Annotated in this window: 26 protein-coding genes; 12 read left to right on the plus strand and 14 right to left on the minus strand. The window is 65.7% G+C overall.

Going from position 1 to position 25,583, the window contains the following annotated elements:
- Positions 1–7: 7 nt before the first annotated feature.
- Together ML540_RS11795 and cfa are read left to right on the plus strand one after the other, a co-directional pair.
- A complete protein-coding gene (locus ML540_RS11795; RefSeq protein ID WP_243361280.1) occupies positions 8–532 on the plus strand; it encodes a hypothetical protein in 525 nt (174 codons plus the stop codon).
- Positions 533–852: 320 nt separating this feature from the next.
- Positions 853–2,010: a cyclopropane fatty acyl phospholipid synthase gene (gene cfa, locus ML540_RS11800; RefSeq protein ID WP_279343399.1), complete on the plus strand. Its 1,158-nt coding sequence runs from the start codon at positions 853–855 to the stop codon at positions 2,008–2,010.
- A 66-nt stretch (positions 2,011–2,076) separates the two neighbouring features.
- Here cfa and ML540_RS11805 read toward each other — a convergent pair whose 3' ends face one another.
- The 3 genes from ML540_RS11805 to ML540_RS11815 are packed head-to-tail and all read right to left on the minus strand — an operon-like array spanning position 2,077 to position 3,993.
- Positions 2,077–2,535: a DsrE/DsrF/DrsH-like family protein gene (locus tag ML540_RS11805; protein ID WP_243361283.1), complete on the minus strand. Its 459-nt coding sequence runs from the start codon at positions 2,533–2,535 to the stop codon at positions 2,077–2,079.
- A gap of 32 nt (positions 2,536–2,567) precedes the next feature.
- Entirely contained in the window at positions 2,568–2,996 is a 429-nt protein-coding gene (locus tag ML540_RS11810) for a hypothetical protein (protein ID WP_243361285.1), read from the minus strand.
- Entirely contained in the window at positions 2,983–3,993 is a 1,011-nt protein-coding gene (locus ML540_RS11815) for a 4Fe-4S dicluster domain-containing protein (protein WP_341482654.1), read from the minus strand. Before ML540_RS11815 ends, ML540_RS11810 begins: the two co-directional genes overlap by 14 nt.
- A gap of 92 nt (positions 3,994–4,085) precedes the next feature.
- Between ML540_RS11815 and ML540_RS11820 the strand changes: the two genes are divergently transcribed.
- Both ML540_RS11820 and ML540_RS11825 read left to right on the plus strand, forming a co-directional pair.
- Entirely contained in the window at positions 4,086–5,480 is a 1,395-nt protein-coding gene (locus ML540_RS11820; RefSeq protein WP_243361288.1) for a sigma-54 interaction domain-containing protein, read from the plus strand.
- Positions 5,481–5,575: 95 nt separating this feature from the next.
- Positions 5,576–5,860, plus strand: coding sequence for a sll1863 family stress response protein (locus ML540_RS11825; RefSeq protein ID WP_243361290.1), 285 nt, complete (start codon positions 5,576–5,578; stop codon positions 5,858–5,860).
- A 29-nt stretch (positions 5,861–5,889) separates the two neighbouring features.
- Here ML540_RS11825 and ML540_RS11830 read toward each other — a convergent pair whose 3' ends face one another.
- The 8 genes from ML540_RS11830 to ML540_RS11865 all read right to left on the minus strand — a co-directional run bounded on the left by ML540_RS11830 (position 5,890) and on the right by ML540_RS11865 (position 15,937).
- Positions 5,890–8,106 carry an ATP-binding protein gene (locus ML540_RS11830; protein WP_243361292.1) on the minus strand — a complete coding sequence of 739 codons (2,217 nt, stop codon included), beginning with the start codon at positions 8,104–8,106 and terminating at the stop codon, positions 5,890–5,892.
- 105 nt (positions 8,107–8,211) lie between these two features.
- Positions 8,212–8,703: a hypothetical protein gene (locus tag ML540_RS11835; RefSeq protein ID WP_243361294.1), complete on the minus strand. Its 492-nt coding sequence runs from the start codon at positions 8,701–8,703 to the stop codon at positions 8,212–8,214.
- A 227-nt stretch (positions 8,704–8,930) separates the two neighbouring features.
- Entirely contained in the window at positions 8,931–9,392 is a 462-nt protein-coding gene (locus ML540_RS11840) for a hypothetical protein (RefSeq protein ID WP_243361295.1), read from the minus strand.
- Positions 9,393–9,515: 123 nt separating this feature from the next.
- Positions 9,516–10,655, minus strand: a complete 1,140-nt coding sequence (gene hemW / locus ML540_RS11845; protein WP_243361738.1) for a radical SAM family heme chaperone HemW — start codon at positions 10,653–10,655, stop codon at positions 9,516–9,518.
- A gap of 132 nt (positions 10,656–10,787) precedes the next feature.
- Positions 10,788–12,578: a GGDEF domain-containing protein gene (locus tag ML540_RS11850; protein ID WP_243361297.1), complete on the minus strand. Its 1,791-nt coding sequence runs from the start codon at positions 12,576–12,578 to the stop codon at positions 10,788–10,790.
- A gap of 123 nt (positions 12,579–12,701) precedes the next feature.
- Complete coding sequence (locus ML540_RS11855; RefSeq protein ID WP_243361299.1) at positions 12,702–13,259, minus strand: epoxyqueuosine reductase QueH; 558 nt, start codon at positions 13,257–13,259, stop codon at positions 12,702–12,704.
- Between the two features lie 58 nt (positions 13,260–13,317).
- The gene (locus ML540_RS11860) at positions 13,318–14,775 is read right to left on the minus strand and encodes an Rne/Rng family ribonuclease (RefSeq protein WP_243361300.1); all 1,458 of its coding nucleotides are present in this window, start codon (positions 14,773–14,775) and stop codon (positions 13,318–13,320) included.
- Positions 14,776–14,950: 175 nt separating this feature from the next.
- On the minus strand, positions 14,951–15,937 hold the full coding sequence (locus tag ML540_RS11865) for a radical SAM protein (RefSeq protein WP_243361302.1): 987 nt from the start codon (positions 15,935–15,937) through the stop codon (positions 14,951–14,953).
- Between the two features lie 83 nt (positions 15,938–16,020).
- On the opposite strand from ML540_RS11865, the gene ML540_RS11870 reads away from it, so the two are divergent.
- Positions 16,021–16,926, plus strand: a complete 906-nt coding sequence (locus ML540_RS11870) for a tRNA (adenine-N1)-methyltransferase (RefSeq protein ID WP_243361304.1) — start codon at positions 16,021–16,023, stop codon at positions 16,924–16,926.
- 79 nt (positions 16,927–17,005) lie between these two features.
- On the opposite strand, the gene ML540_RS11875 is transcribed toward ML540_RS11870, so the two are convergent.
- Positions 17,006–17,443, minus strand: a complete 438-nt coding sequence (locus tag ML540_RS11875) for an arsenate reductase ArsC (protein WP_243361307.1) — start codon at positions 17,441–17,443, stop codon at positions 17,006–17,008.
- Between the two features lie 227 nt (positions 17,444–17,670).
- Between ML540_RS11875 and ML540_RS11880 the strand changes: the two genes are divergently transcribed.
- The 7 genes from ML540_RS11880 (at position 17,671) to ML540_RS11910 (ending at position 23,928) form a co-directional block, all read left to right on the plus strand.
- Positions 17,671–18,423 carry an SIR2 family NAD-dependent protein deacylase gene (locus ML540_RS11880; RefSeq protein ID WP_243361309.1) on the plus strand — a complete coding sequence of 251 codons (753 nt, stop codon included), beginning with the start codon at positions 17,671–17,673 and terminating at the stop codon, positions 18,421–18,423.
- A 19-nt stretch (positions 18,424–18,442) separates the two neighbouring features.
- Positions 18,443–19,195 carry a MotA/TolQ/ExbB proton channel family protein gene (locus tag ML540_RS11885; protein WP_243361311.1) on the plus strand — a complete coding sequence of 251 codons (753 nt, stop codon included), beginning with the start codon at positions 18,443–18,445 and terminating at the stop codon, positions 19,193–19,195.
- Between the two features lies 1 nt (position 19,196).
- Positions 19,197–19,643, plus strand: a complete 447-nt coding sequence (gene tolR, locus ML540_RS11890) for a protein TolR (RefSeq protein ID WP_243361313.1) — start codon at positions 19,197–19,199, stop codon at positions 19,641–19,643.
- Positions 19,644–19,680: 37 nt separating this feature from the next.
- The gene (gene tolA, locus ML540_RS11895) at positions 19,681–20,832 is read left to right on the plus strand and encodes a cell envelope integrity protein TolA (RefSeq protein WP_243361315.1); all 1,152 of its coding nucleotides are present in this window, start codon (positions 19,681–19,683) and stop codon (positions 20,830–20,832) included.
- Between the two features lie 2 nt (positions 20,833–20,834).
- On the plus strand, positions 20,835–22,160 hold the full coding sequence (locus ML540_RS11900) for a TolB family protein (protein WP_243361318.1): 1,326 nt from the start codon (positions 20,835–20,837) through the stop codon (positions 22,158–22,160).
- A gap of 179 nt (positions 22,161–22,339) precedes the next feature.
- On the plus strand, positions 22,340–22,846 hold the full coding sequence (pal, locus tag ML540_RS11905) for a peptidoglycan-associated lipoprotein Pal (RefSeq protein ID WP_243361320.1): 507 nt from the start codon (positions 22,340–22,342) through the stop codon (positions 22,844–22,846).
- A 104-nt stretch (positions 22,847–22,950) separates the two neighbouring features.
- Positions 22,951–23,928: an alpha/beta hydrolase gene (locus tag ML540_RS11910; protein ID WP_243361322.1), complete on the plus strand. Its 978-nt coding sequence runs from the start codon at positions 22,951–22,953 to the stop codon at positions 23,926–23,928.
- Between the two features lie 201 nt (positions 23,929–24,129).
- On the opposite strand, the gene ML540_RS11915 is transcribed toward ML540_RS11910, so the two are convergent.
- Complete coding sequence (locus ML540_RS11915; protein WP_243361325.1) at positions 24,130–24,705, minus strand: flavodoxin family protein; 576 nt, start codon at positions 24,703–24,705, stop codon at positions 24,130–24,132.
- Positions 24,706–24,766: 61 nt separating this feature from the next.
- Entirely contained in the window at positions 24,767–25,420 is a 654-nt protein-coding gene (locus tag ML540_RS11920) for a lactate utilization protein (RefSeq protein ID WP_243361327.1), read from the minus strand.
- Between the last annotated feature and the right edge of the window lie 163 nt (positions 25,421–25,583).

Raw genomic sequence — 25,583 nt, forward strand, 5'->3', positions numbered from 1 at the left:
CGCTCGCATGGATCTCATCAAGGCCGCAATGCAGGATGTGGTGCTCGGTCAGGACTTCCTGACATGGCTGTGGTTCCGCTCGGAAAAGAACGGTTGGCTCTTCAAGACGCCCGACGGCGTGGAGTTCAACGTCTACCTGGAGCAGCGCCTGTCCGTGCGCGGCGGTTCCGGCGACAACGTGGAGAAGGCCGTGGTCACGGGCCCCCACGCCGAATTCACCGAAGCCAAGCTGGGGCTCAGAAACGGCAAGCTGGTGGACAAGGCCGTGCTGCGCCTGGAACGCGACGGAGCCACCTGGATGGTGCTCCTGGGAGCGGACGATTTTTCCCTCTCCGGGCTCAAGACCCCCAAGATCGAGACGCGCCTGGAGGAAGGCGACGACCCCGACGCGCCCTTCCTCGAAAAAATGATGCTCGTGGAACAGTGCGTGGAGTTCGTGGACGAGCTGTACCGGCAGTTTCTGGAAGTGCGTCTCTCCACCAACTGGACAGACGAACTGCGGGCGTTTCGGAGCTGGCTGGGAGAGCAGTAGGGTTTAAGGACGCCTCCGGCAGCCAAAGGGATTTCGTCCCTTTGGAATCCCCTTTCGCATCGCGGGTCTGAGCGGCAAGCCGCTCAGACCCGCGATGCTTATTTGAGGGTCCAGGGGGATCATCCCCCTGGCGGGTGCAGGGCAGAGCCCTGCCGGGTCCGGGCGGAGCCCGGCGGAGTTCTGGCCAGCGCCCTCTCTGCCCGCCGGAGGCATCTTCCCCTCCCCTTCCAGTCTCCCCCAATTTCGCCCTTCTTCCCTCTCCCCGCTTGAAATCTTTCCAATACCGGCGTTAGCTGGGCATACCCGAAAAAGCATCCCGCATGTCGTCATCTCGGTCTTCGACGGAGGCAGCCATGCGCAGAACCGAACGCATTGTGAAGGGATTCCTGGGCCAGGCCGGCATCGGCGTGAACGGCGATTCACCCTGGGACATCCGCGTCCATGACCAGCGCTTCTACGGACGGGTCCTCAGGGACCGCAGCCTGGGCCTGGGCGAATCCTACATGGAAGGCTGGTGGGACTGCGACCGCCTGGACCAGCTCTTCGCCCGCCTCTGCGCCGCCAGGCTGGACGAGACCGCGGCGCGGCGCCCCATCCCCAAGTTCCTGGACGCGCTCCTGGAGCACCTGCAGAACCGCCAGTCGCGCAGCCGCGCCGGGGAAGTGGCCGAGAAGCACTACGACCTGGACAACCGCATGTTCCTCTCCTGGCTGGACAGGCACACCCAGTACAGCTGCGGCTACTTCGCGGGCACGGACGACCTGGACGAGGCGCAGGAGCGCAAGCTGGACCTGATCTGCCGCAAGCTCAGCCTCTCCCCGGGGGACGAGGTGCTGGACGTGGGGTGCGGCTGGGGCGGCTTCTGCTCCTTCGCGGCCGAGCGCTACGGCTGCCGGGTAACGGGAGTGAACATCGCACGCGAGCAGGTGGAACACGCCCGCGAGGCGTGCACGGACACGGGGCTGGACGTGGCCATTCTCCGGCGGGACTACCGCGAGCTCTCCGGCACCTTCGACAAGATCGTGTCCATCGGCATGTTCGAGCACGTGGGGAGCAAGAACCACAAGACCTTCATGCGCTCCATCGGAAACTGCCTGCGCGCGGGGGGGATGTTCCTGCTGCACACCATCGGCACCAACGTCACCGCCACCGGATGCGACGCCTGGATACGCAAATACATCTTCCCCAACGGCGACGTGCCTTCCCTGGCCCAGATCGCCCGTGCCGCCGAGGGCATCTTCGTGGTGGAGGACGTGCACAACTTCGGCCCGCACTACGACAGGACCCTCATGGCCTGGCACGAGCGCTTTGAGGCGGCGTGGCCGCGCCTGAAAAAGGACTATCCGGAGATGTTCCGCCGGATGTGGGAGTATTACCTGCTCTCCTGCGCCGGGGCCTTCCGGGCGCGGGCCCTGCAAGTGTGGCAGATCGTCATGACGCCGATGGGGACGCCCCAGCCGGAGTGCCGCCTGACGTGATCAGCACGGGGGACGCCAGCGGGCAGAGAGGGCAGCGCCCTCTCTGCCCGTTGGAGGCATCCCCGGCTAGGTAAACATGTTGATGGAGCAGGTGCCCGCCAGCTTCAGGTACTGCTCCGCGTTCATGATCTCCACGCCGTCGATCAAATCGTCCTTGCCGAGCTTCATCATGTCCAGGGTCATGCGGCAGGCGATGAGCCTGACGCCTTCCAGCTGGGCTGTCTCCTGAAGCTCCGGCAGGTCGGGGATGCCCGCGCCGTCTATCTGCTTCTTCATCATCATGGTCGCCACCTGCGACATGCCGGGAATGGCCCCGAGGAATCCCGGCGGGTAGAACTGGAACTTCTCGAGCTTCCCCTTGCGCACGGCGTTTATGCCCATGAAAGTGTGGAACACGAAGGCCTCGTGACCGAGCCTGCGGGCGTTGATGGCGAGGATCAGGGCCGGATAGGCCCCGTCCAGGGTGCCCCTGGAGCAGATGAAGGCGTAGCGTTGCGCCTCCTGGGTCGACGTTTCGATACTCATGGTGTTTTCCTTTTCCCGAGGGTGGTGAGTGTTCAAACGATATCCCTGTCCGGGGACGGGGTCTTCACATTTTTCCGGACCACGGACGTCAACGCCCAGATCCCGATGGCCATGGCCGCGCCCAGATGCGTCCAATCGAGAAACCTCCCCGCCATGGGGGGAAAGGCCACCCGAGGCAGGTTTTCGATCACCCGGGCCGCGCCCGTGGCGAAGAGCATCCCGAGAAGGGCCACCCGGGCCGCGCCGAGCGACGCCGCCCCCCGCCGGACCAGCCGGTGGCCCAGCCAGAAGAGCAGCGCTGCCGCCGCCGCGTAGTGCAGCCGGAAGGTGAGGAAGGAGTCAGCGGTCCAGGCGAGGCCCGGGACATCCGCGATGTGGTAGCGCTTGAAGACCGGCATCTGGGCCATGCCCGACACCGCCAGCACGGCCATGACGATCCGGTAGAGGCTAAACCCGTTCATCGCCGCCCTCCTTGCGCCGGACCACGGCGCGCGCTCCTCTGAGAAACACCGACGCAGCCCCGGCCAGCGGAGCCAGCAGCACAGCCCAGGCCAGCCGGTTGGAAGGGGCCATGGAGTCGGCTACCGACGCCAGATGGGGTTTCCCGGGGCCTTTCTCGATGCCGGCGTCCAGCAGCTCGAAGGGCACCGGCGAGAGATAGATGGTGTTGGTGCCGCCGTTCTCGTCCAGGCCGTAGAGATGGCCGCCTGTCGTGCGCGCCTTCTCCCTGGCCAGGGCCTCGATCTCCGGGCGCGGGCCGATCACCTGCACGCCGTTGGGACACGCCTCGACGCAGGCCGGAGTCCCGCCCGCCGCCACCCTGTCCTTGCAACGGTCGCACTTGAACATGACCCCGTTGCCGCCCAGCCTGGGCGCGAGGTCCAGGTAGAGCCCCACTCCGGACTGGCGCTGGGGTATGGCCCAGGGGCAGGCGTCGCGGCACTTGGCCCCGCCCAGGCAGATGTCCGCGTCGATGGCCACGGTCCCGCCGGGGTATTTGGAGGCCGCTCCCCAGGGACACAGGGCGGCGCACGGAGGATTCTGGCAGTGCATGCAGCGTCTGGGAATGAACACCTCGCGCCCTTGCGCCTGCGCCCGCTGGATGAAGAGCCAGTTGTAGGGGGTGAGGCGGGAGGTGTCCGCGCGCCTGTCCGAGAAGTCCTCCGGCTTGGTTCCGGAGGGCAACATTTGCGGGAAGGGCTTGCGGGGCTCGGGGAAGCGCGCGGCGTTGGCCTCGCGGCAGGCGTCAGCGCAGGCTTCGCAGCCCACGCACCGGGTGAGGTCCAGTAAGGTGGCCTGTTCCCCGCCGGTGTCAGGCAGGGCCGCCGCCCTGGCCCGCTCCGGCAGGAGCGCCGCCGCGCCGCCGATCCCCAGGGCCTTGAACAGGGCGCGCCGGGTGATCCGCGACTGAGGCTTAAGGGTGTTGAGCATGCCCCGGATGAGCAGATTGCATGCCACAAGACAACACCTTGGAATTACAGCAGCATGGCTCCTGCTCACCACATAATACTATACAAGTATACACCCATGTGCTTATACACATGCATACCATGGACATCAGCAGACACTGGCAGGACATCTGCCACGCCATCCAGGAAGGCGTCTTCATCGTGAACCCCGAAGGCAGGCTGGTCATGGCCAACGACGCCATGTCCCGCCTCACCGGCTATTCCGTCGAGGAGCTGCAGGGCCGGCCCTGCACGGTGCTGGGCTGCGACACCTGCGCGCTCGGCCGCAAAGGGGTGCAGGGAGCCTGGTGCCCGCTCTTCGCGGGCCGCGAAAGCGCGGCCAAGCGCTGCACCGTGCGGTGCAAGGACGGCTCGCGCCTGCCCGTGTTCAAGAACCAGTCCCTCATCCGGGACAAGTCCGGCCAGGTGATCGGGGCGGTGGAGAGCATCCTGGACCTGACCGAACTGGACCGGCTGGACCGCAAAGTGGAGGAGCTCTCAAGGCTTCTGGACGAACCCGGATCGTTCCACGGCATGGTGGGGACCTCCCCGGCCATGGCCCGGCTGCGCGACATCCTGGAAAAGGCGGCCCGTTCCGAAGCCCCGGTGCTGCTCCTGGGCGAGTCGGGAACGGGCAAGGAGCTGGCCGCGCGGGCAATCCACGAGCTGGGCGGACGTTCGGCGGGTCCGTTCGTGCAGCTCAACTGCGCGGCGCTCTCCGAGTCGCTCCTCGAGAGCGAACTGTTCGGCCACGCCAGGGGAGCCTTCACCGGGGCCGTGCGCGCCCGCAGGGGGCGCTTCGAGGAGGCCCACGGAGGAGACATCTTCCTGGACGAGATCGGCGACGCTCCCTTGTCCATCCAGGTGAAGCTCCTGCGGGTGCTCGAGACCAAGTCGATCGAGCGCGTGGGCGAGAACAGGCCCGTGCCCGTGGACGCCCGGCTCATCGCCGCCACCCACCAGGACCTGCGCGCGCTCATGGCCGCCGGGCGGTTCCGTGAGGATTTCTTCTTCCGCATAAACGTCATCCCCATCGAGCTGCCCCCCCTGCGCAGCCGCATGGAGGATCTGGCTCCCCTGGCCGCGCATTTCCTGCGCGCCATCGCGGCCAGGTCCGGCGCGGACGCCGCGTCCATCTCGCCCGAGGCCATGCGCCTGTTCATGGAGCACCGCTGGCCCGGCAACGTGCGCGAACTCAGAAGCGCCCTGGAGTACGCCTGCGTGTTGGCCGAGGGAGGGCGCATCGAGCCCTGGCACCTGCCGCCGGGCATCGGCTCGGGGCGGGAGACTGCCCAGGCCCCCTCTCCGCTCAAGCCTGACCGGGAGGGCCGGGCGGAGGCCGGGCGGGAGCGGGCCGAGCTGGTCGAGGCCCTGCGCAGCTCGGGCGGAAACAAGAGCCAGGCAGCCCGCATCCTGGGCGTGAGCAGGCTCACGGTGCAAAACCGCATGCGCAAGCACGGCATCGATCTGGAGCGGCGCGTCACGGATGGAGCCTGAAGCATCTCCCTGAGGCAGCTCTTGACCGTGCGGCCGACGCGGCGCTAGTGGAAAGACAATCCGGGAATCAATCCTGCCCGGAAAGGAGCGACGCCATGTCCGACCAAGAGAAATTCAGAGCACAAGTGGAGGAGCAGCTCGGTCACCTCAAGGAGAAGATCGACGCCACCAAGACGAAGGCCGAGGCGAGAGGACAGGATTTCATCAAGAAATACGAATCGGATCTGGCCAATCTGGAATCCAAGTACGACCTGGCCCGCTACAAGCTTTCGCTCCTTCGCAAGGGTGGGCAGTCGGCCTGGGGAGAACTCAAGGACGGACTGGACAAGGCCATGCACGACCTCAAGGACGCCGTATCCAAGGCCAAGGATAAATTCTAGCGCCGCTCGGACCCTGTCCGGCGGGATGTTCAGCCCGCCGGATCCGTAGCGGCCCAGGGCTCCCCGGGAGGTACCGCCGGATCGGCCGAGTCCGGGGCGTTCAGGGGCAGACGGATGATGAACTTCGTGCCGCGCCCGGGCTCGGACTCCACCTGTATGGTGCCGCCGTGGTTCTTGGTGATGATGAAGTAGGAGACGGAAAGCCCCAGTCCCGTCCCCTTGCCGGGGGACTTGGTGGTGAAGAACGGCTCGAAAATGCGCCGCCTGGTCTCCTCGTCCATGCCCGGTCCGTTGTCCTCCACCTCCATCCTGACGTTTTCCCCTTCGAGGCTCGTTCTGAGCGTGATCACGGGCTCCGTATCGCCGCCCGCCGCCCCGGCCATGGCCTGGGCGGTATTGCGCAGAAGGTTCATGACCACCTGTTCGATCTGGGTGGGCACGCAGGCCACGGGCGGAACTCCGGGGGCGTACCGCCGCTCGATGCGGATGGATTTGAAGTCGTATTTCTTGTTCAGGTCGTAATCGTTCAGGCACAGTGCCAGGGCCTTCTCCATTATCCCCGAGAGATCCGCCGGCTGACGCGCCGACGTGCTCTTTCTGCTGAACTCCAGCATGTCGGACACGATGTGCGCAGCCCGGGAGGCCGACTCCCGTATGGCCGCGAGCAGCATGGGCACCTCGCGTATCTCCAGGAAATGCCGCACCGCGTCGAACGGGCAGGCCGCCTGGGCGGCGGCCTGTTCATTGGCCGCCGAGTCCTGCTCGATCCTGCGCTGTATCACCTGGACGCTCTGCAGGATGCCGCTCAGGGGATTGTTTATCTCATGGGCCATCCCGGCGGCCAGGCCGCCCACGGACACCATCTTCTCCGACTGGACCAGCATCTCCTGCAGGCGGGTCCGCTCGGTGACGTCACGGTCGATGCCCCTGACCCCCTTGAAGCGCCCTTCCGGATCGAAAAAGGGGACCCAACTGGTCTCGAACAACACCGCCGCGCCATCCTTCCTCCTCATGACCGTCTCGGCGCTACGGACACTGGCCATGCCGCCCGAGGCCTGCTCGAAGAGCGCCAGCAGCCTGCCCTTCTCGGACGAGGCGGCGAAATCCGGCACGGACCGGCCGAGCATCTCCTCGGGTTCGTAGCCGAGGAGATCCAGGGACCTGGGGCTGACGTAGGTGAAGCGTCCGGACTGGTCAGTCTCCCAGATCATGTCGTCCGTGGACTCCACCAGGGACCGGAACTTCTCCTCCTGTTGGGTCAACGCCTGGACGGCCACGTCCCTGCGCCTCCAGCTGCGGTGGATGGCCACGGCGGAAACCAGGGTGATCGCCACGAAAAGAGAGGCCATGCCCGCCAGGAACAACGCGTCCCGCCGCCAGTCGGCCAGGTAGTCGTCCGGAGCCAGCCCCACGGTGATGGAGAAGGGATAGCCGGGAATCTTGCGGAAGGAGTATTCCCGGACGATTTTGTCCCGGAGGTTGATTCCTTCGAAATGCCCGGTATCCGCTCCCGAGCGTTGCAGGGCGAGGAATGCGGGCATCAGGGCCTTCTGGCCGATGGCCGCGCCGAAGCTGCCCGTGTCCGGGTAACGCACCACGATGGTGTACTCGCCGTCCCAGAGCGTGATCAGCCCTTTCGAGCCGATGTTCACCTGGGAGAACACCTTCTGGGAAATGTACTCAAGTGTGACGGCGGCATAGATCAGGCCGCCGAAGGAGCCGTCGGCGTTGTTCACCCTGCGGGCGAACATGACCACCCAGGTGTTGGTGGTGCGTCCGATCGTTGCCTTGGACACGGCCAGGCCCGCGCCCGGGTCGGTTTGCAGGCGGACGAAATAATCCCTGTCTGCGATGGATATTTTCGCGGTCGGGACCGTGCCCGCCCCATACTCCACGACGCCCAGGGCGTTTGCGTATCGCAGGGAGTCGAGTTCGGGGATGATCTTGTAACGCTTTTCCAGATAGGCGTTGAGACGAGGCCCGTCCAAGACGCTCCTGGAGAGCATCCGCGACGCCTCCTCGGTGGCCGCCAGCAGGGTCAGGTCCACCTTGCTCATGACGCTGGACAGGTTCCCGGCCAGAATCAGCGCGTAGTTGTCCCGAGCGGCCCGGGCCTTCTCCCCGTATTGGTCCAAGCTCTGCTTCAGGGTCACGCCCACCACGGCGGCCATGAGCAGATTGACCAGCAGCACGCCTGCCCACAGGCGGTTTATGAGCGGAGCCGGGCTCATCATCGCGGGCACCATCCTCTTCGCGGACCGTTGACGCGGCCCCGGAAGGGCAGGCGGAAAGAGCGGCCTGGACACGCTGTCCGCAGCCGCACGGACACAGGGAAAGGCAAAGCCGTCCGCCTACTTCTTGCTGCCCTTGCCCATCTCGATCTTGAGGCCGTCCGCGCCCAGTTGCAGGGCCAGGCCCTTGGCGATGACGCGCAGCTTGAGCACGACGCCGTTTGCGTTTTCAAGCCGCAGGACGCCCTTGCCCTCACCGGCGGCGTATCCGGCCCTGGCCTGGAAATAGCCCCCGGGGAAGTCCTCGATGCGTTTGAGATTGAACACCTCGCCCGTGGCCTTGACCTTGGAAACCCCAAAGCCTCCCACGCCCAGACTGCCCAGCTTGAAGGGGTACTTGCGCCCTTTGAAAAGGAGCGCGCCCTGCCCGCCGCTGGCGCTTACGATGAAGCCGCCCTGTCCGAACTCCATGGTCACTTTGCCCACGGGCTTGTCCGGGGCGGGCTCGGCCTTGCCGGACGGCTGGTCCTGGGCCGCGGCCGGAAGGGGAAAGAGCTGGACGGAGCAGAGGATGAACGCGGCGAGAACCCAGGCAAGCGGGCGCACGGGCATGGGCGGACCTCCGGGAAACGGGTTCGGCCCCCATGAAGGGAAAGAAAGGGACCAGTTCCATCTCTGCCATTTCCCGGAAGATTTAGCAAATACGTATTGATATCGAGACGGCTCTCCGCGCGGTTCGCCCGCGGGGGCATGAGCAGGCCCGGAACATCGTCGGCCGTCCGTTTCGTTACGGCCCGAGCCGGTCCGGCCTGCGACCGGAAGAGAGGCGGCTCCGGGGGCTATTTCTCCCCGGCCATCTGCACCAGGATTCCCTCGCCGCCCACGGCCAGGGAGACGCCCTTGCTCTTGGAGCGCAGCTTCATGAACACGCCTTTGGTGTTCTTGAGCCACAGGACGCCCTCTCCGCTTCCGGCGGCCCAGTCGTAGCTGCCCTGGAAGTAGGTGCCGGGGAAATCCTCGATGTTCGAGAGATTGTATATCTCCCCCTCGGCTTCGACCCTGGTGAAGCCGAGCAGGCCGAGCCCCATGCCGCCAAGCTTGAAGCGGTAAGTCCGCCCCTGGAAGGAGAGTTCGCCGTCGCCGCCGGTGGCGCTGATGAGAAACGCCCCGCGCCCCATGGTCATGGTCACATGGCCTGAGGCGTCCGTGGGCGCGCCCTCCTGGGCCAGGGAGGAAGACGGGGTGGAGAATACGGCCAGAAACGCCGACAGAATAAGAACTGGAATGGACTGTGTTTTCATGATGAAGCCTTTCTTGGGTTCGCTAGGCGTGAGACAAACCCGGCCAGCACGCCGGGAAAGCCGGGCCTTCCGGACGCGGCCACCGGAAATTCGGCAGGACTCAAGCATGAAGCCGCACCGGCGTCAACGCTCGTCCGGGAACAGGAACCTGCCGATGATCAGGTTGGAGACGAGCATGCCCTGGCGGGTCAGGCGCAGGTTGCCGTCCTTGATGCGGATGAGGTCCTTCTGGCGAAGCGCCCCCAAGAGCTTTCCCTCGGCGGCCACGAGGTCGCGCCCCGTGAGCCGCTTGTACTCGGCCAGGCGCATGCCTTTGGAGGTGCGCAGGGCAAGCATGAGAAGCTCCCTGGCGCGCACTTCGGGCGTGAGTTCCTGGCCCCCCTCCCCCCAGGCTTTTTTCCTGGAGAGGGCCGTGTACCGAGCGACGTCCTTGGGATTTTCCCAGCGCCTGCCCGAGAGCGTGGAAACCGCCGAGGGGCCGAGCCCCAGGTAGTCCTTGCCCTCCCAGTAGCCCTGGTTGTGCTTGGAGGCGAAGCCCATGCGGGCGAAGTTGCTGATCTCGTAGTGCAGATAGCCCTCTTCCTCCAGGAAATCGCCGCCCTTCAAGTACATCTTGGCGGCCTCGTCCTCGTTGGGCAGGGCCAGCGTCCCCTCCTCTACAATCTGGGACAGGGGGGTGCCCGGCTCCAGGGTGAGGCCGTAGGCTGAGATGTGCTCGGGTCCCAGACGCACAGCGGCCTTCACGGTGTCCATCCAGTTCTTCAGGCGCTGCCCCGGCAGCCCCCAGATGAGGTCCACGGACAGGTTGGCGAAACCGGCTGCGCGCAGGCGCTGCACGGCCGTGTGCACGTCGGCCACGCCGTGGGGGCGCCCCAGCACCCGGAGCATGGCCTCGTCCAGGGACTGCACCCCAAGTGAGACGCGGTTCACCCCGGAGGAACGCCACAGGCGCATGAGATCCATGTCCGTGGCCGAGTCCGGGTTGGCCTCCATGGTGAATTCGGCGTCGCCGGGGATGGTGAAGTTGCGCCTCAGGTTTTTCACCAGGCGCTCGAAGGCCCAGGCGGGAAGCAGGCTCGGGGTGCCGCCGCCGATGTAGACGGTCTCGACGGCGGGCTTGTTCAGGAGCCTGCCGTAATGGGCGGCTTCCAAGGAGAACGCGGCGTCCCAGTCCTCCAGGGCGTCCATGGACATGACCTCGGAGGCGAAGGCGCAGTAGCGGCACTTGGACACGCAGAAGGGGACGTGGACGTAGAGGAGCATGGGCAAGGGGTTATACCAAACGATGGGCGGGGGAAAGGGACGGGGGGAAAGTCTCCGGCGGCCAAAGGAACTCCGTTCCTTTGGAATCCTTTATCGCTTCGCGTCGATCACCGCTTGCACGACGATCCGGCTTCACACGGCCACCACCCGGTTGCGGCCGGAGCGCTTGCCTTCGTACAAGGCCTCGTCGGCACGGCGGATCACCTCGGTCACGGATTCGCCGCCACGCACCGTGGAGACGCCGAACGTGGCCGTGAGGCGAAGCGTGCGCCCGTCATAAGAGTACGCGCGCTCCCTGATGCTCCTGCGGATGCGCTCCGCGATGCCGGAGGCCACCTCCTGGCCGGTCGCGGGCAGGAACAGCAGGAACTCCTCCCCGCCCCACCGGGAGAGGATGTCGTAGGGCCGAACCTCGCGGGAGAGGTCTTCGGCCACCAGCCGAAGCAGCAGGTCACCCGCCTCGTGCCCGTACAAGTCGTTGACCTGCTTGAAGAAATCTATGTCGCACAGGACCACGGAAAAAACGTCTCCGGTCCGCAGGGAGCGCTCATGCTCCCTGGCGGCCGCCTCCTCCACGTGCCTGCGGTTGTACAGGCCGGTGAGGCTGTCGGTCCGGGAAACCAGCTCAAGGCGGGAGTTCATCTTCTCGAGGGAGGACTTGGCCAGCTCCAGCTGCTCGTTGGCCTCCTGAAGTTGGCGCGTGCGGCTGGCCACGATCTCCTCCAGGGAGGCGTTCAGCCGCTTAAGCTCCAGCTCCACTTTCCTGCGTCGGGACCGGTTCACGGCCAGCCCAACGACTAGGGCGGTCTCGAAAAACAGCACGGCGACCCCGCCGAGGATGTACCATTTGTGCAAGCTCCAAGCCGACGGCTCCCGGAATTCGATCCTGGAGCCCTTGGGCAGGGTCGTCTCGCTGATCTTCCAGCGCTCAAGTTGGCGCCAGTCGAACACGTATTCGCTGGCAGCCGGATACGGCAGCCGCTCGGGCTCGTGACGGGCATCCAGTCTGGCGAGGGTCTCCTCGGCCAGCCTGCGCCCGAAAAGCTCGAAGCTGAAGAGGTAGCCGCCCACCGCCCCGCCGCCCAGGGAGGGCTCCACCACCGTAAACACCGGGGCCGTGGACACCTGGCACACGCTCTTCAGGACGTCCTCGGGAATGAAGGAGTCGCCACGGGCGTCCCTGAGCCAGCGCATGAACAGCACCGCGCCGTCCGCGCCCGCCCCGCCGACGGTCTCCAGCATCCGCGCGAGGGAGAGGCCACCCGTGAAGACGAACCGCGCGCGGCCCTGATACGACTGGGCCACATGCTCCATCTTTCTTCGTATGTTGCGTTCCTCGTCGGAATCACCGAGCACCACGTACACCGTCTTCGTCGCAGGGCGCGCACGGAAGATGATGTCCACGCTTTTCATGAAATCGGACTGTTTGGACGCAGTGAAATCGTCCTCGGGCTGGGCCTCCAGCGCGGCGTTCTCGTCCCGGGGAAACACAACGGGCACGCCCGGGAACATCCTCTCCCCGTACGTGTCGAAAAACTGCCGTAGCGGGCCACCGGACACCACGATGTCGGGTCTTAAGCGGGAATATTTCTCCTGGAAGAAGCGGGCCACGTCGGCCAGGTAGGCTTCCTCGTCGGTGAAGCGCGCCAGGTCGAGATATTCGTAGGAAATGCGGATGGTGCGCCTCGATTGCAGCAGCCGTTCGCGAAACCCTTTCACCAGTTGGGCATGGACGGGGTAGTCCTGGGTGAAGGGGAAGAGGATCAGGACGTTCTTGTCGTCCTGTCCAGAAGCAAGGCCCGGGGCCGGGGAGGCGGATGCGAAGCCGGACAGGCACAGCGCCGCCAGCAGGAGCACGGAAAGAAGCCGGGCCAGGCGCGCCAGCACCGGTTTGCGGCCACCGCGGGGCAATCGTTTGAACATCCCGTATTGCCTTTGTCTTCCCCCCGCCACGCGGCATCCGTCGGGGATACCGCCCTGCAACCGTGCACACTCCGGCGCGGGGGACAGTTTCGATGGAACGATCCGGAGCACTCTCCGGGGGGCCTAGCCGGGCCGCCCCAGCTTCTTCCTGTAGCGGTCGAACTCGGAGAAGATGCAGCCGCAGTACGGTTGCCTGTAGAGTTCCCATTCTTTCGAGAGGCGTATGCCCTCCTCCCAGCCCGGCCGGTAGTCGGCGTAGGCGAATTCCACGTCATGCGTCCTGGCGGCAGCCTCCCCGGCCGCGCGGATGGCCGCGTGGTCCTGGTATTTGCTGTAGAGGAGCGTGGTGGAGAAGGCCGCGCAGCCAGTGGCGCGGGCCTCGCGCGCGGCCCGGTCCAGCCGGAGTTCGTAGCAGAAGCGGCAGCGGTCCTTCTCGCGGAAAGCCGCCTGGCGCAGGAACAGGGCCGGGTCGTATTCGGCGTCGGAGAAGGTCATCTCCACGCCCAGGCGGCGCGCAACCTCGGCCAGGGCGTCACGGCGGCGCAGGTATTCCATGAGGGGGTGGATGTTTGGGTTGTAATAGAACCCGCGAAAATCCCTCCCCCCGGCGGCCAAGGCCTGGAAGACCGTGATGGCGCAGGGGCCGCAGCAGGCGTGCACCAGAATCGGTCCCGCGCTCACGGGAGCCGTCCCCTGGTCCGGCGGACGGCCCCAAGGCAGTGCGGCATCGCCACGGCGGCTACTCCGGCAGGATGTGGATGGCCTTCTGGTACTGCTCCTCCAGGGCCTGCAAGCGCTGGCGCTTCTGGTTGAGCAGGTAGAAGGACAGCTCGGGCCCGGCCCTGAAGGTCACGGCCTCGCCCGCTCCGGCGCGGCGCAGCAGGCGGTAGAGCTCGCGCAGGGCCATGAGGGACTGCCACTCCAGGTTGCGCCGGGTGCCCGTGCCCTGGCAGCAGGGGCAGGTCTCGGTGGAGACGGACATGGCCGAGGAGCCCATGCGCTGGCGCACGATCTCCATGAGCCCGAAGCGCGAGATCTTGCCTACGTCGTGGCGGGCGCGGTCGATCTTCATGGACGACTTCATGGCCTTTTCCACTTCGGCCACGTGCTTGCGGTCCTTGAGCTCGATGAAGTCCACCACCACCTGTCCGCCGATGTCCCGCAACCGCAGTTGGTTGGCTACCTCGGCGGCGGCCTCCAGGTTGGTCTTGAGGGCCATTTCCTTGAAATTGGTCTCGCCGCCGATCTTCCCGGAGTTCACGTCCACGGCGGTGAGGGCCTCGGTGTGGTCGATGACCAGACGCCCGCCCGAGGGCAGGGTCACTTCCCGGCCGTGCAGCTGCTCGATCTGCTTGCGCAGGCTGAAGCGCTCCCACATGGAGTGCTCGGCGTCGGTGTGATGGCGCACCAGCCCCTGGCGGCGCGGGAACACCAGCGCGGCCATCTCGGTGACGCGCTCGGCGGTCGCCTTGTCGTCCACCCAGACCTCGTTCACGTCATCGGTGAGGTAGTCGCGCACGGCGCGGGCGGCCAGGTCCGGCTCCTGGTAGATCATGCTGGGGGTGGGGACGCTGGTGCCGCGCCCGCGCACGTCCTTCCAGAGACGCTTGAGGTAACTGATGTCGCGCTCGAGCGCCGCCTTGGACTGTCCGATGGAGGCGGTGCGCACGATGACGCCGATGCCCTCGTCCAGCTTCACCCCGGCGGCGATCTCCTTCAGGCGCTTGCGTTCCTCGTCGTCCTCCACCTTGCGGGAGATGCCCTTCTGCTCGCGCCCGGGGGTGAGCACGAAGTAGCGCCCCGGCAGGGACAGGTAGCTGGTGACGAACGCGCCCTTGTTGCCGGTGGGCTCCTTCACGACCTGGATGAGGATCTCCTGGCCCTTCTTGAGCACCTTCTGGATGGGCGGATACTTGCCCTTGCGCTCGGTATTGGAGTCTTCCAGGTAGTATTCGGGGTGGACCTCGTCGATCTGGAGGAAGCCGTTTCTTTCGGCCCCGTAGTTGATGAAGGCCGCCTGCAGGGAGGGGTCGACGTTGTGTATCTTGCCTTTGTAGATGTTGCCGCGGGTCTTGGCCTGGTGGGTCATCTCCACGTAGTATTCCTGGAGAACCCCGTCTTCGGTTACCGCCACCTCGACTTCCTCTCCGGGAAGCACCGAGATGAACATCTTACGTTTGCGCTTCTTGGCCGCCATGAAAAATCTCCTTCCTGGACGTCCGCTTGCGCCGGTCATGGGGCGCTGTGCTTCGGTTTCGCCTTCCTCGACGAGGAAGGCCGGGCGTCCGGCTGGCGCGGCGCGGCCTCCTGGGGATCGCCCCGGGGCGCGCGGCGCGCGTTGAAAACTCGAAATTCCCGGGAAAGCACCGCGCTTACGCGCGTGAGCCGTCCCCACGCAGGTAGAACGTCTCGCCGCCCAGGCGCGTGGGCTTCACAAGGCCGCGCCGGGCGAGATCGTCCAATAAATTCAGCAAGGGTTCCTGGGCCACTCCCAATGCCTGGGCGAGGCCCTGGGCCGACTGCGGCCGCCTGGCCAGCGAATCGAGCACCCTCATGCTCAGGGCCTGTAGCTCCTCTTGTGCCGGATTGTCCAGAGCGAGGCCGAAATGCTTGGCCTTTTCCGGCTCCGGCGCGACGCTTTCCGTTGCGAGGCACAAGCCCTCGCGGAAGCGTTCCAGGGTCTCGGGCGGGGCAGGCAGGGCCTGGGGATACGCTCCGGGACGGGTCATGGTGACCACATCCACCCGGTCGGGAGCGAGTTCGGCCACGAAGGCGCGCAGCCGTTGCAGGTTCTCCAGCGAATCGTTCACCCCGGCCAGCACCAGCACTTCCAGGCAGAGCTTGCCGGTGAAGCACTTGCGAAATTCCAGGAGCCCCCGCCGGATGTCCACCAAGCTCATCCCGGAGAGCGGTTTGTTGATGGCCGCGAACTCCGTGGGCACCAGGGAGTCCATGGAGGGCAGCACGATGTCCGCCAGGGCCAGCTCCGTGCGCACCTGGGGGTCGTTTATGAGGCTCGAATTGGTCAGCACGGCCACGGGTACGCCCGGGACCAGCTCGCGCACGCCCTCGATGATGCGCCCCATGTCGCTGTTGAGCGTGGGTTCGCCCATGCCGCCCAGGGTGACGACCTCGAAGTCGGGATGGGGGGAGAAAAGCCAGCCGGCCAGCTCGCCCAGGAGCCTGTCCGCCGGGACGTAGGGCTTGCGGGTCCGGGTCAGAGCGCGGGTATGCCCCACTTCGCAGTAGAGGCAGTCGAAGGAGCAGATTTTGGCCCCGAGGAGGTCGAGGCCCAGGGACGCCCCGAGGCGTCCGGAGCGGACGGGGCCGAAGATCAGCCCATGGCCGTCAGCTTGCATGATCGGGCCTCTGCTTGACAGGCGTGGCCGGTGAGGCCAGAGTGGCGCGCTTCATATCACGCATAAAAAGGAATCGTTCCGGCATGATCCAAACCGGTGAGTTGGTACTTCTCATAAGCCCCGAGGGCAAGCGCTATCTTCGCGCCCTGACCCCCGAGCACACCTTCCACACCCAGGACGGCATCATCAAGATGGGTGACGCGGCTCAGGCGGGATTCGGCGCGGTGATCCGCACCCACAAGGGCCAGCCCTACCGGGTAATGCGCCCCACCCTCTACGACTGCATCAAGGGTGTGCGCCGCACCACCACCATCATGTACCCCAAGGAAATAGGGTACATCCTGCTCAAGCTGGGCGTGGGCCCGGGCAGGCGCATCGTGGAGGCCGGGAGCGGCTCCGGCGGACTCACCACCGCCCTGGCCTGGATGGTCGGGGACACGGGCAAGGTCTACACCTGCGAGCGGCGCGAGGAATTCTCCAAGGGCGCCAGGGAAAACCTGGTGCGCGGGGGCCTGGACCATCGGGTGGAGTTCTTCCACCGCGACATCGCCGAGGGCTTCCCCGAGGAGGCGCGCGGCGCCGACGCCCTGTTCCTGGACGTGCGCACGCCCTGGGACTACCTGGACCAGGCCGCGGACATCGTCTGCCCGGGCGCGCCCATCGGCTTCCTGCTGCCCACGGTGAACCAGATCTCTGACCTGCTGCGCGGGCTCGAAACCTCGCGCTTCGAGGACGTGGAGGTGCTGGAGATCATGCTCAGGCGCTACAAGCCCGTGGCCGACCGCCTGCGCCCCGAGGACCGCATGGTGGCCCACACGGGCTTTTTGGTCTTCGCCCGGCACAAGGGCATCGAGTACGAGGAGGAATCCGCTCCAAGGGCGGAGGCCGCCGGAGGCCAGGAACTCGAGGCCGTACAGGCCCAGCCGTCGCAGGACGCCCTGGCCCTGGGGCCGGAGCATTGCGGCGAGGCCGGGGAAGCATCCGAATAGACTGCCGCGGGCGCAAGCGGCCCAGACGCCTGTGCGAACACCACGAATCACGCGGCCCGGGAGCATCCCGGGCCGTTTTTCATTCCTGAGCCCCGTCCAGATTCCCGGGCATCCCGGCCACGAAAGCCCTGATCTCGTCGCGCACCCGGCGGTAGTGCTCCAGGGCCTGCTCCTCGGTTGCGGCGTCTTTGGCCAGCGACGGCGGATCATCGAAGCCCCGGTGCATGCGCCTGGCCGATCCCAGGTACAGCGGGCAGGTCTCGGCCGCGTGCCCGCACAGGGTGATCACGTGGTCGAATTCGACCGGGGGCAGATCGTCCACGGCCTTGGAGGACTGCCCCGAGATGTCCACCCCGGCCTCGGCCATCACCTTCACCGCGTTCGGATTCATTCCATGGCGGACCACCCCGGCGGAATACGGTTCGATCACGTCGCCCTTGAGCGCCCTGGCCCAGCCTTCGGCCATCTGGGAACGGCACGAGTTGCCCGTGCACAGAAAGAGAATGCGTTTTTTCATTGGGAATATTTCCTCCATCCGGATGAACACTTTGTAATTCACGATTGTTACATTTTGAATATAGAAGCATATTCCGCACTTATAGATACACCCTTCACAGCGGGGGCATCTTCCGCTAGTAGTGACCCGCATTGGCCCTTTGCAGCTCCCGGGTAATCTGCTACCGCCGCCAAGGCGCGATGCACCGGCCAAGGCGTGCACGCCACGGATACGGAGTTTTCCCTTTCATGACGGACGCACTGGAACGCATAGCGCAATTGTGGCCCGCCTCGGGCGAGGTGGTCGTCCTGACCGGCGCGGGCATTTCCGTGGCCAGCGGCATCCCCGACTTCCGCAGCCCCGGCGGGTTGTGGTCCCGCTACGATCCCATGCAGGTGGCCACCACCGACGCCCTTGAGAACAATCCCGCCGAGGTCTGGCGTTTTCTGATGGACGCGGTGCGGGTGATGTCGAGCGCTGCGCCCAACCCGGCCCACAAGGCCCTGGCAAGGCTGGAACAGGCCGGGCTCGTGCAGGCCATCGTCACCCAGAACATCGACGGACTGCACCAGCGGGCCGGATCGAAAAACGTGGTGGAATTCCACGGATCAATGGCCAGCTACCGCTGCAACGCCTGCTCGGCCCCCCACGATGCCGAGGCCGCCAAGGCCATAACCGCCGCCACCGCCCCCTGGCGCTGCGCCTGCGGAGGCGTTGTCCGCCCGGACATCGTCTTCTTCGGCGAACCCATTCCCCTTGACGCACTGAACAAAAGCGGTCAATTGGCCTGCGGCGCAGGACTCACGCTTATCGTGGGCACGGCCTGCGAAGTGGCCCCGGCAAGCTCGCTGCCCTTGCTCACCAAACAGTATGGCGGCAAGGTGGCTGAGATCAACCTGATCCCGGGCCGGCTGGCCCACATGTGCGACGCGAGCCTTACGGCCAAGGCCGAGGACGCCCTGCCCGCCCTGGCGGACATGCTTTTAGAACGACGCAATTGAATCGATTCGAGGTAACGACATGCTTGATACCCTGACGCCGCATGGCGGCATGCTTGACATGCTCCTGAACGCCACCCTCACCGTCAAATTCGTGCTGGCCATCCTGGTGTGCATGTCCCTGGCGAGCTGGAGCATCATCTTCCTCAAGCTCTTCACCTTGAGCTCCGCCCGAAAGGACGCGGCTCACGACTCCAAGCTGTTCCAGGAATCCGAAAACCTCAAGATGGCCATGCGCACCGTGAGCCAGAACAAGAACTCCCCCTGCTACGCCGTGGGCCTGCAGGCGTTCGAGGAGCTCATGCGCATGGAGGAGGCCGACCTGGACCCGGCCGAGAAGTCCCGCGTGGCCATGGACAACATCCGCCGCACCCTGCGCCAGGCCGTGGCCTCCGAACTCGGAATGCTCACCAAGTCGCTCTCGTTCTTGGCCACCTGCGCCAACGCCACCCCGTTCATCGGCCTGTTCGGCACGGTGTGGGGCATCATGAACTCCTTCCACGCCATCGGCCTGCAGCAGTCCGCCGCGCTGGCCTCAGTGGCCCCGGGCATTTCCGAAGCCCTGGTGGCCACCGCCATCGGCCTGGGCGTGGCCATCCCGGCCACCCTGGCCTACAACTTCTTCCTGGGCTACATCCGCCACATCGAGCGCGAGCTCATCGGCTTCTCCGGCGCGTTCCTGAACCGCATCCAGCGCGAAGTGAGCTGGGCGCCCAAGCAGCCCGCACGTACGGATGCCCCCCGTCCCGCCCCCCGCGTGAGGGAGGACTACTAGAATGGGCATGTCCACCGGAGGCGGCGGGGACGGATTCCTCGCCGACATCAACGTCACGCCCTTCGTGGACGTGATGCTGGTGCTGCTCATCATCTTCATGGTCACGGCCCCCATGATGACCCAGGGGCTCGAAGTGGACCTGCCCCAGACCAAGACCGTCACTACCCTGCCCAAGGACTCGGAAAACCTGGTGCTCACCATCAAAAAGGATGGCTCCCTGCACCTGGCCGAGTACGAAGTGCCCATGGACGGACTGCAGGACCACGTGAAGCGCCTGGTCACGGACCAGAAGAAGATGCTCTTTCTGCGCGCCGACCGCGAGGTGCCTTACGGCGTCGTGGTGCAGGTGATGGGCCTGCTCAAGGGAGCCGGGGTGGACAAGCTGGGCGTCGTGGCCGAGCCCGAGCCCGCCAAGGACGACAAGTCCCAGGGACGCGCCAAGAAATGACCGCAGACAGGCTCAAGGCCGCTCTCAGATAATCGCCATGCGCTACCTCAGCTGGCTCTTTTCGCTGTTTCTGCACCTGACGGTGGTCCTGGGGAGCATCCTCCTGGCCAACATGGAGTTCCGCACGATCCGCCTGGACGTTCCGGTCTACGAGGTGGAAATCGTGGACCTGCGCACGCCCGGCCCCAACCTCAAGCCCGACGCTGCCCCCGGCTGGGAAGGCCCCGGACAGCCCGGTCAGCCCAACATCCCCGAGCCGCCCGGCCCCAAGCCCGACCAGCCCCCTGGACCTCCCGAGGCCAAGAACATCCCCGAGCCGCCCAAGCCTGATCCGGCCGCCGAGGCCGCCAAGAAGGCGGTTGAGAAAGCCGCTGAAGAAGCGGCCAAGAAAGCCGCAGCCGAAAAGGCAGCGGTTGAAGAGGCGACCAAGAAGGCGGCCGCCGAGAAAGCCGTGGCTGAAAAGGCCGCAGCCGAAAAAGCCGCCAAGGAGAAGGCCGCGGCCGACGAAGCCGCGCGCATCGCCGCCGAGAACGCCAAGAAGGCGGCCGAGGAAGCGGCCAAGAAAGCCGCAGCCGAAAAAGCCGCCAAGGACGCGGCGGACAAGGCGGCCAAGGAAAAGGCCGACAAAGAGAAGGCCGAGAAGGAAGCCAAGGAGAAGGCCGCCAAGGAAGCGGCCGACAAGGCAGCCAAGGACGCGGCGGACAAAGCGGCCAAGGAGAAAGCCGCCAAGGACGCCGCCGACCGGGCCGCCAAGGAACGCCAGGACGTGCTCAGCCAAGCTCTCAAGGACGCCAAGGCCAAGTCCGGCAACAACTCGTCGTCCTCCAACGCCGTGTCCCAGGAACTGGCCAAGCTGCGCCAGCAGGCCGGACAGGGCGGTGGCGGAGGAGGAGGCGGTGGCGGCGGCGCGGGTGCGTCCGAGGCCGTCTACGGGGCTATTGTCGAGAAGCTCATCAAGCAGAACTGGCGTTTCCCCCAATTCGCCAACCTGAAGCTCATTTGCGTGGTGGAATTGCAAATCACCCGTGAAGGGCGTATTCAATCGACCCGTCTGGTCCAGTCTTCGGGGCGGTCCGACTTCGACAACTCGGCGCTTCGGGCGGTGCAGGAGACCGAAAACCTGCCCCAGCCCCCGTCGCCGAACCTGAGCCGGCTGGAATTGACCTTCAACTCACAGGAAAAACGTTAGCTATGACGACACTCCGCACGAGCTTCGTCCGCTGCGCGCTCGCCGCGCTCGCCACCATGGTGCTCTCCGCCAACGCCCTCGCCCAGGACACCCTCGCGGTCGAAATCCAGGGGCCGGGACAGGCGCGGATGAACATCGTCCAGTCCAAGCCTTTCGCCGACGGCAACATGCCCGCCGACGCACAGTACCTGAACGAGCTCATCCGCAAGAACCTGGCCTTCATGCCCTTCCTCAAGGTCATGAGCGACACCGACATCCTGGGCGGCGCGACCCTGCCTGGCCCCAAGGCCGAACAGATCGACTTCAAGCCCTTCTCCCTGGCCAAGGTGGACCTTCTGGTCACTGCCGTCTGGAAGCCGGGCAAAGGCCTGGGCGACGTGGAGCTGCGCGCCTTCGAGGTCTATTCGCAGAAACTTCTGCTGGGCAAGGTGTACGGCAGCGTCACCCGCGACCAACTGCCCGAGGTGGCCGACCGCTTCTGCATGGAGCTCATGGCCCTGCTCACCGGCCAGGGCACCATCTTCAAGGCCAAGCTGGCGTTCGTTAAGCCCTCGGGCAAGGGCAAGGACATCTGGATGGTCGGGGCCATGGGCCGCGATCTCGCCCAGGTGACCCGCTACGGCGACTTGGGCATGGCCATCTCCCCGGCCTGGTCCTGGGACGGCGGACGCATCTGCTTCACGCTCATCGGCTCCACCTCGCACTACCTGGGCATCTCCAGCGGCGGCAAGGCCAACGTCTACACCCTGCCCTCGTCCACGGTCATCAGCCCGCACTTCATGCCGAACGGCACCGTGGCCGTGGCCCTGAACATCCGGGGCAACACCGACATCTTCACCCTGGACGGTTCCTACAAGAACACCGCCACCGCCCTGGTATCCGACCCGTCCATCGACGTGTCCCCCAGCTTCGACCAGTCCGGCAACCTGATGGCCTTCGTTTCCGACCGCCTCGGCAACCCCAACGTCTTCATCAAGGACCTCTCGTCCGGGTCGGTTCGCCGCGCCACCAAGTCCGGCTACAACACCAACCCGTCCATGAGCCCCGACGGCAAGTACGTGACCTACTCCAAGCAGGCCGGCGGCGGACACCGCATCTACGTCTACGAATTGGCCACGGACACCGAGAAGCAGGTCAGCTTCGGGCCCGGCTCCGACGAGAACCCCACCTTCGCCCCGGACAGCTACTTCATCGCCTTCTCCTCCAGCCGGGCGGGCGGACGCAAACTGTATCTTACCACGCGCAACGGAGACGGTGCTGTCCAGATTCCCACAGGCGACGGCGAGGCCCTCATGCCCGCCTTCAGCCCCGTGGCCGCCAAGGACTGATGCGCTGAGCAATTACGATCGTGTAATGTGTCAGGCAAGCCTTGCGCCCCCCTTGCGCAAGGCTTGCCTTTTTCATGCAAGAGAGTATTGGTTTCGGCCGTCGGCGGAATACAATCATCCGTCCGATGTAACGCGGTTACGGGTGGCCGCGTCATGTTACGCAAGAGGAGGAAAACAAAATGAAGAGCAGACTGTTGTTGGCTGTCATGGCGCTTCTGTGCCTTTCCCTGATGAGCTTCGGTTGCGCCAGCAAGAAGGTGGCCGGCCCCGACAAGGACAACTGGGAAGAGCAGGAGCGCGAGCGCCTGGCCAAGGAGCGCGAACTGCGCGAGAAGCTCGGCCGCGTCGCCGGTGAGCTGGGCTCCATGATCTACTTCGATCTGGACCGCTACGACCTCAAGCCCGAAGCCCGTCAGGTCCTGACCCGCAAGGCTGAGATCATGAAGCAGTACCCCGAGATCAAGCTGGTCGTCGAAGGCAACTGCGACGAGCGCGGAACCGCCGAGTACAACCTGGCCCTGGGCGAACGCCGCGCCCGCGCCGCCGCCGACTACCTGGTGAACCTGGGCGTCCCCGCCGCCAAGCTCTCCATCGTGAGCTACGGCAAGGAGCGCCCCATCGATCCCGGCCACAACGAGGCCGCCTGGTCCAAGAACCGTCGCGACGAGTTCAAGCCCAGCTACTAAGCCTCTATCAGCCCGATCCCGAAAGGCCGTGGGGAAACCCGCGGCCTTTTTCATTGCATCCAAGGGTTTGACAAGCCCGGCCCGATCTGACAGCCCTGACTCCCATGAACACGACTCCGCTCTCCCTCGACGACCTCGGCCTCGAAGCCACCACCCTGGAATGCATCAAGGCGCGCATCGCCCTGAACCAGCCGCCCATCTACGACATCCCCGTGGACATCGCCCGCAAGGCCCTGGAGATCGCCCAGGCGCAGTTCAAGGACAAGCCCAAAGCCCTCTCCGACGACCTCACCCTTCCCGTCGGCCCCACCGGCACACTGGGCATCAGGCTGCTGCGCCCCTCGGGCGCGCCCGGCAAGCTCCCGGCCGCGGTCTACCTGCACGGCGGAGGCTGGGTGCTCGGCAGCCCCGACACCCACGACCGCCTCGCCCGCGACATCGTGGCCACCTCGGGCGTGGCCCTGGTCATGGTGCGCTACGACCGAGCCCCCGAGGCCCGCTACCCAGTGGCCCTGGAACAGGCATACGCCGCCACCGCCTGGATCGCCGAGAACGGCGAAGCCCTGGGCCTGGACAGCTCGCGCTTGGCCGTGGCCGGGGACAGCGCCGGGGCATCCCTGGCCGCGGGCGTGGCCATCCTGGCCAAACGCCGCCAGGGACCGCGCATCCGGCACCAGACGCTCATCTACCCCGTCACCGACGCCTCCTGCTCGCTCCAGTCGTACCTGGATTTCGAGGACGGCCCCAACCTCACCCGCAGGGCCATGCAGTGGTACTGGGACCAATATGCCCCGGACGCCGACTCCAAGGCCCAGGATACCGCCTCGGTGCTGAACGCCTCCCGGGACAGCCTGACGGGCCTGCCCCCGGCGCTGGTCATCACTGCGGAATTCGATGTGCTGCGCGACGAAGGCGAAGCCTACGCCCGAAACATGCTCAAGGCGGGCGTCCCAGTCACGGCCACCCGTTACCTGGGGACCATCCACGGCTTCTGCGCCAACAACACCCTGGCCGGAACACCGGCGACCCGGGCGGCCATCGCCCAGGTGGGAGCGGCGCTGAAAGCGCATTTGAGAGCGTAAGAGAAGAGAAAGATGCCTCCGGCGGCCAAAGGGACGAGTCCCTTTGGAATCCCCTTGAGCTTCGCGGGCCTGACCGGCATGCCAGTCAGGCCCGCGAGCATATTATCGAGGGTCCGGGGGATCATCCCCCTGGCGGGTGCAGGGCAGCGCCCAGCCGGGTCCGGGCGGAGCCCGGCTGGGCCTGGGGCGGCTCCCCAGCTCTTATCCCTGCAGCTTCTTCATAAGCCAAGCCATGTTGCGTCCCAGGTCGGCCATGGTCTTGAGCCCCTCCTGGTCGCCTTCGACCTGGCCGATCTCGCGGCCGAAGCCCATGTTCCAATAGCTGGAGCCGGGCACGATCATCTGCCCGATGAAGAAGAAGGAGTTGAGCGAGTTGAAGGTCTGCATGCCGCCGCCCCGACGCATCGTCACCACGGCCGCCCCCACTTTGCGGGCGAACATGTCGTCGCAAGCGCGGGCGACCATGCCGGAGCGTTCGATGACCGCGCGCAGTCCGGCGGTGACGTCGGCGAAGTAGGTGGGCGAGGCCAGGATGATGCCGTCGGCGTCCACCATCAGCTCGATCAAGTCGTTGATCTTGTCTTTCTTGACGGCGCAGCGCTTGTCCTTGCGCTTGAAGCATTCGTAGCAGGCGGTGCAACCGGTGAACTTCGTGCCGTGGAGTTGTTCCAGGCGGGTTTCGATGCCTTCCTTTTCCAGTTCGGCGAATACGGCACGCACCATGATGGCGGTGTTACCGTCCTTGCGGGCGCTGCCGTTGATGGCCAGGACCTTCATCGTCGCTGCTCCTTGCGGGATGGGGGAGGCGCGCCCTGAAGGGCCGGGCGCGCCGGGGAAGTTAGAAGCCGAGGTCTTCGTTGATGAGGATTACGGTGGTGCGCTCCTTGGGGGCGGACTTCACGGTGATCGTCCAGGTGTTGCAGATGCGCTCGGGCGAAGGGCAGTCCTCGCAGTGGTGGGTGGCCACGCAGGGGGTCTTCCTGGAGAGCCGGGCGGCGTTGACGGGCGCGGCCAGGTCGCGGATGCGCTCCATGGCGGTGTATTCGTCGGAGCAGAGCTTGTTGCGCCCGGCCAGGACGATGACTTTCTTGGGCCCGAAGGTCAGGGAGGCCACGCGGTTACCGGAGCCGTCCAGGTTCACCAGGGCGCCCTGGGCGGTGACGGCGTTGGTGCTGGTGATGAAGAGGTCGGCCAGCAGGGCCTGGCGGCGCAGCTCGATCATTTCGGCCGGGGGCAGGGAGTAGTTGTATGTGTCGAAGATCTTGAGATCGGGCATGGCCTTGACGGCCTCGTAGATGCCGGAGTCCACGATGGTCATGGAGCCGCCGAAGGAGACAGAGCCGGGCTTGATCTCGGGGAAAAGGGTTTCGAGCACGAGTTTCTTGGCGTCCAGGGCGGTTTCGACCACATGGGCGGCGAAATTGTTCTTGCGCAGGGCCGTGGCGGTTTCTTCCAGGCGGGCTTTATGGAATTCAATCAGTTTCGGGTGCATGGCGAGTCCTTGTTGACAGAAGGTTGAGCGGGTCTTACGACACGTTCGCATGTAGCGCCGGGGGGCGGTCAAGTCCAGGGGTGATAACTCCGGCGCAGCTCTTGACGGCCGGCCCGCTTACGGCTATGAAACCGAGTTCCATTTTTCACCAAGATCACGGAGA

Source organism: Fundidesulfovibrio terrae (genome assembly GCF_022808915.1).
Lineage (GTDB): Bacteria > Desulfobacterota > Desulfovibrionia > Desulfovibrionales > Desulfovibrionaceae > Fundidesulfovibrio > Fundidesulfovibrio terrae.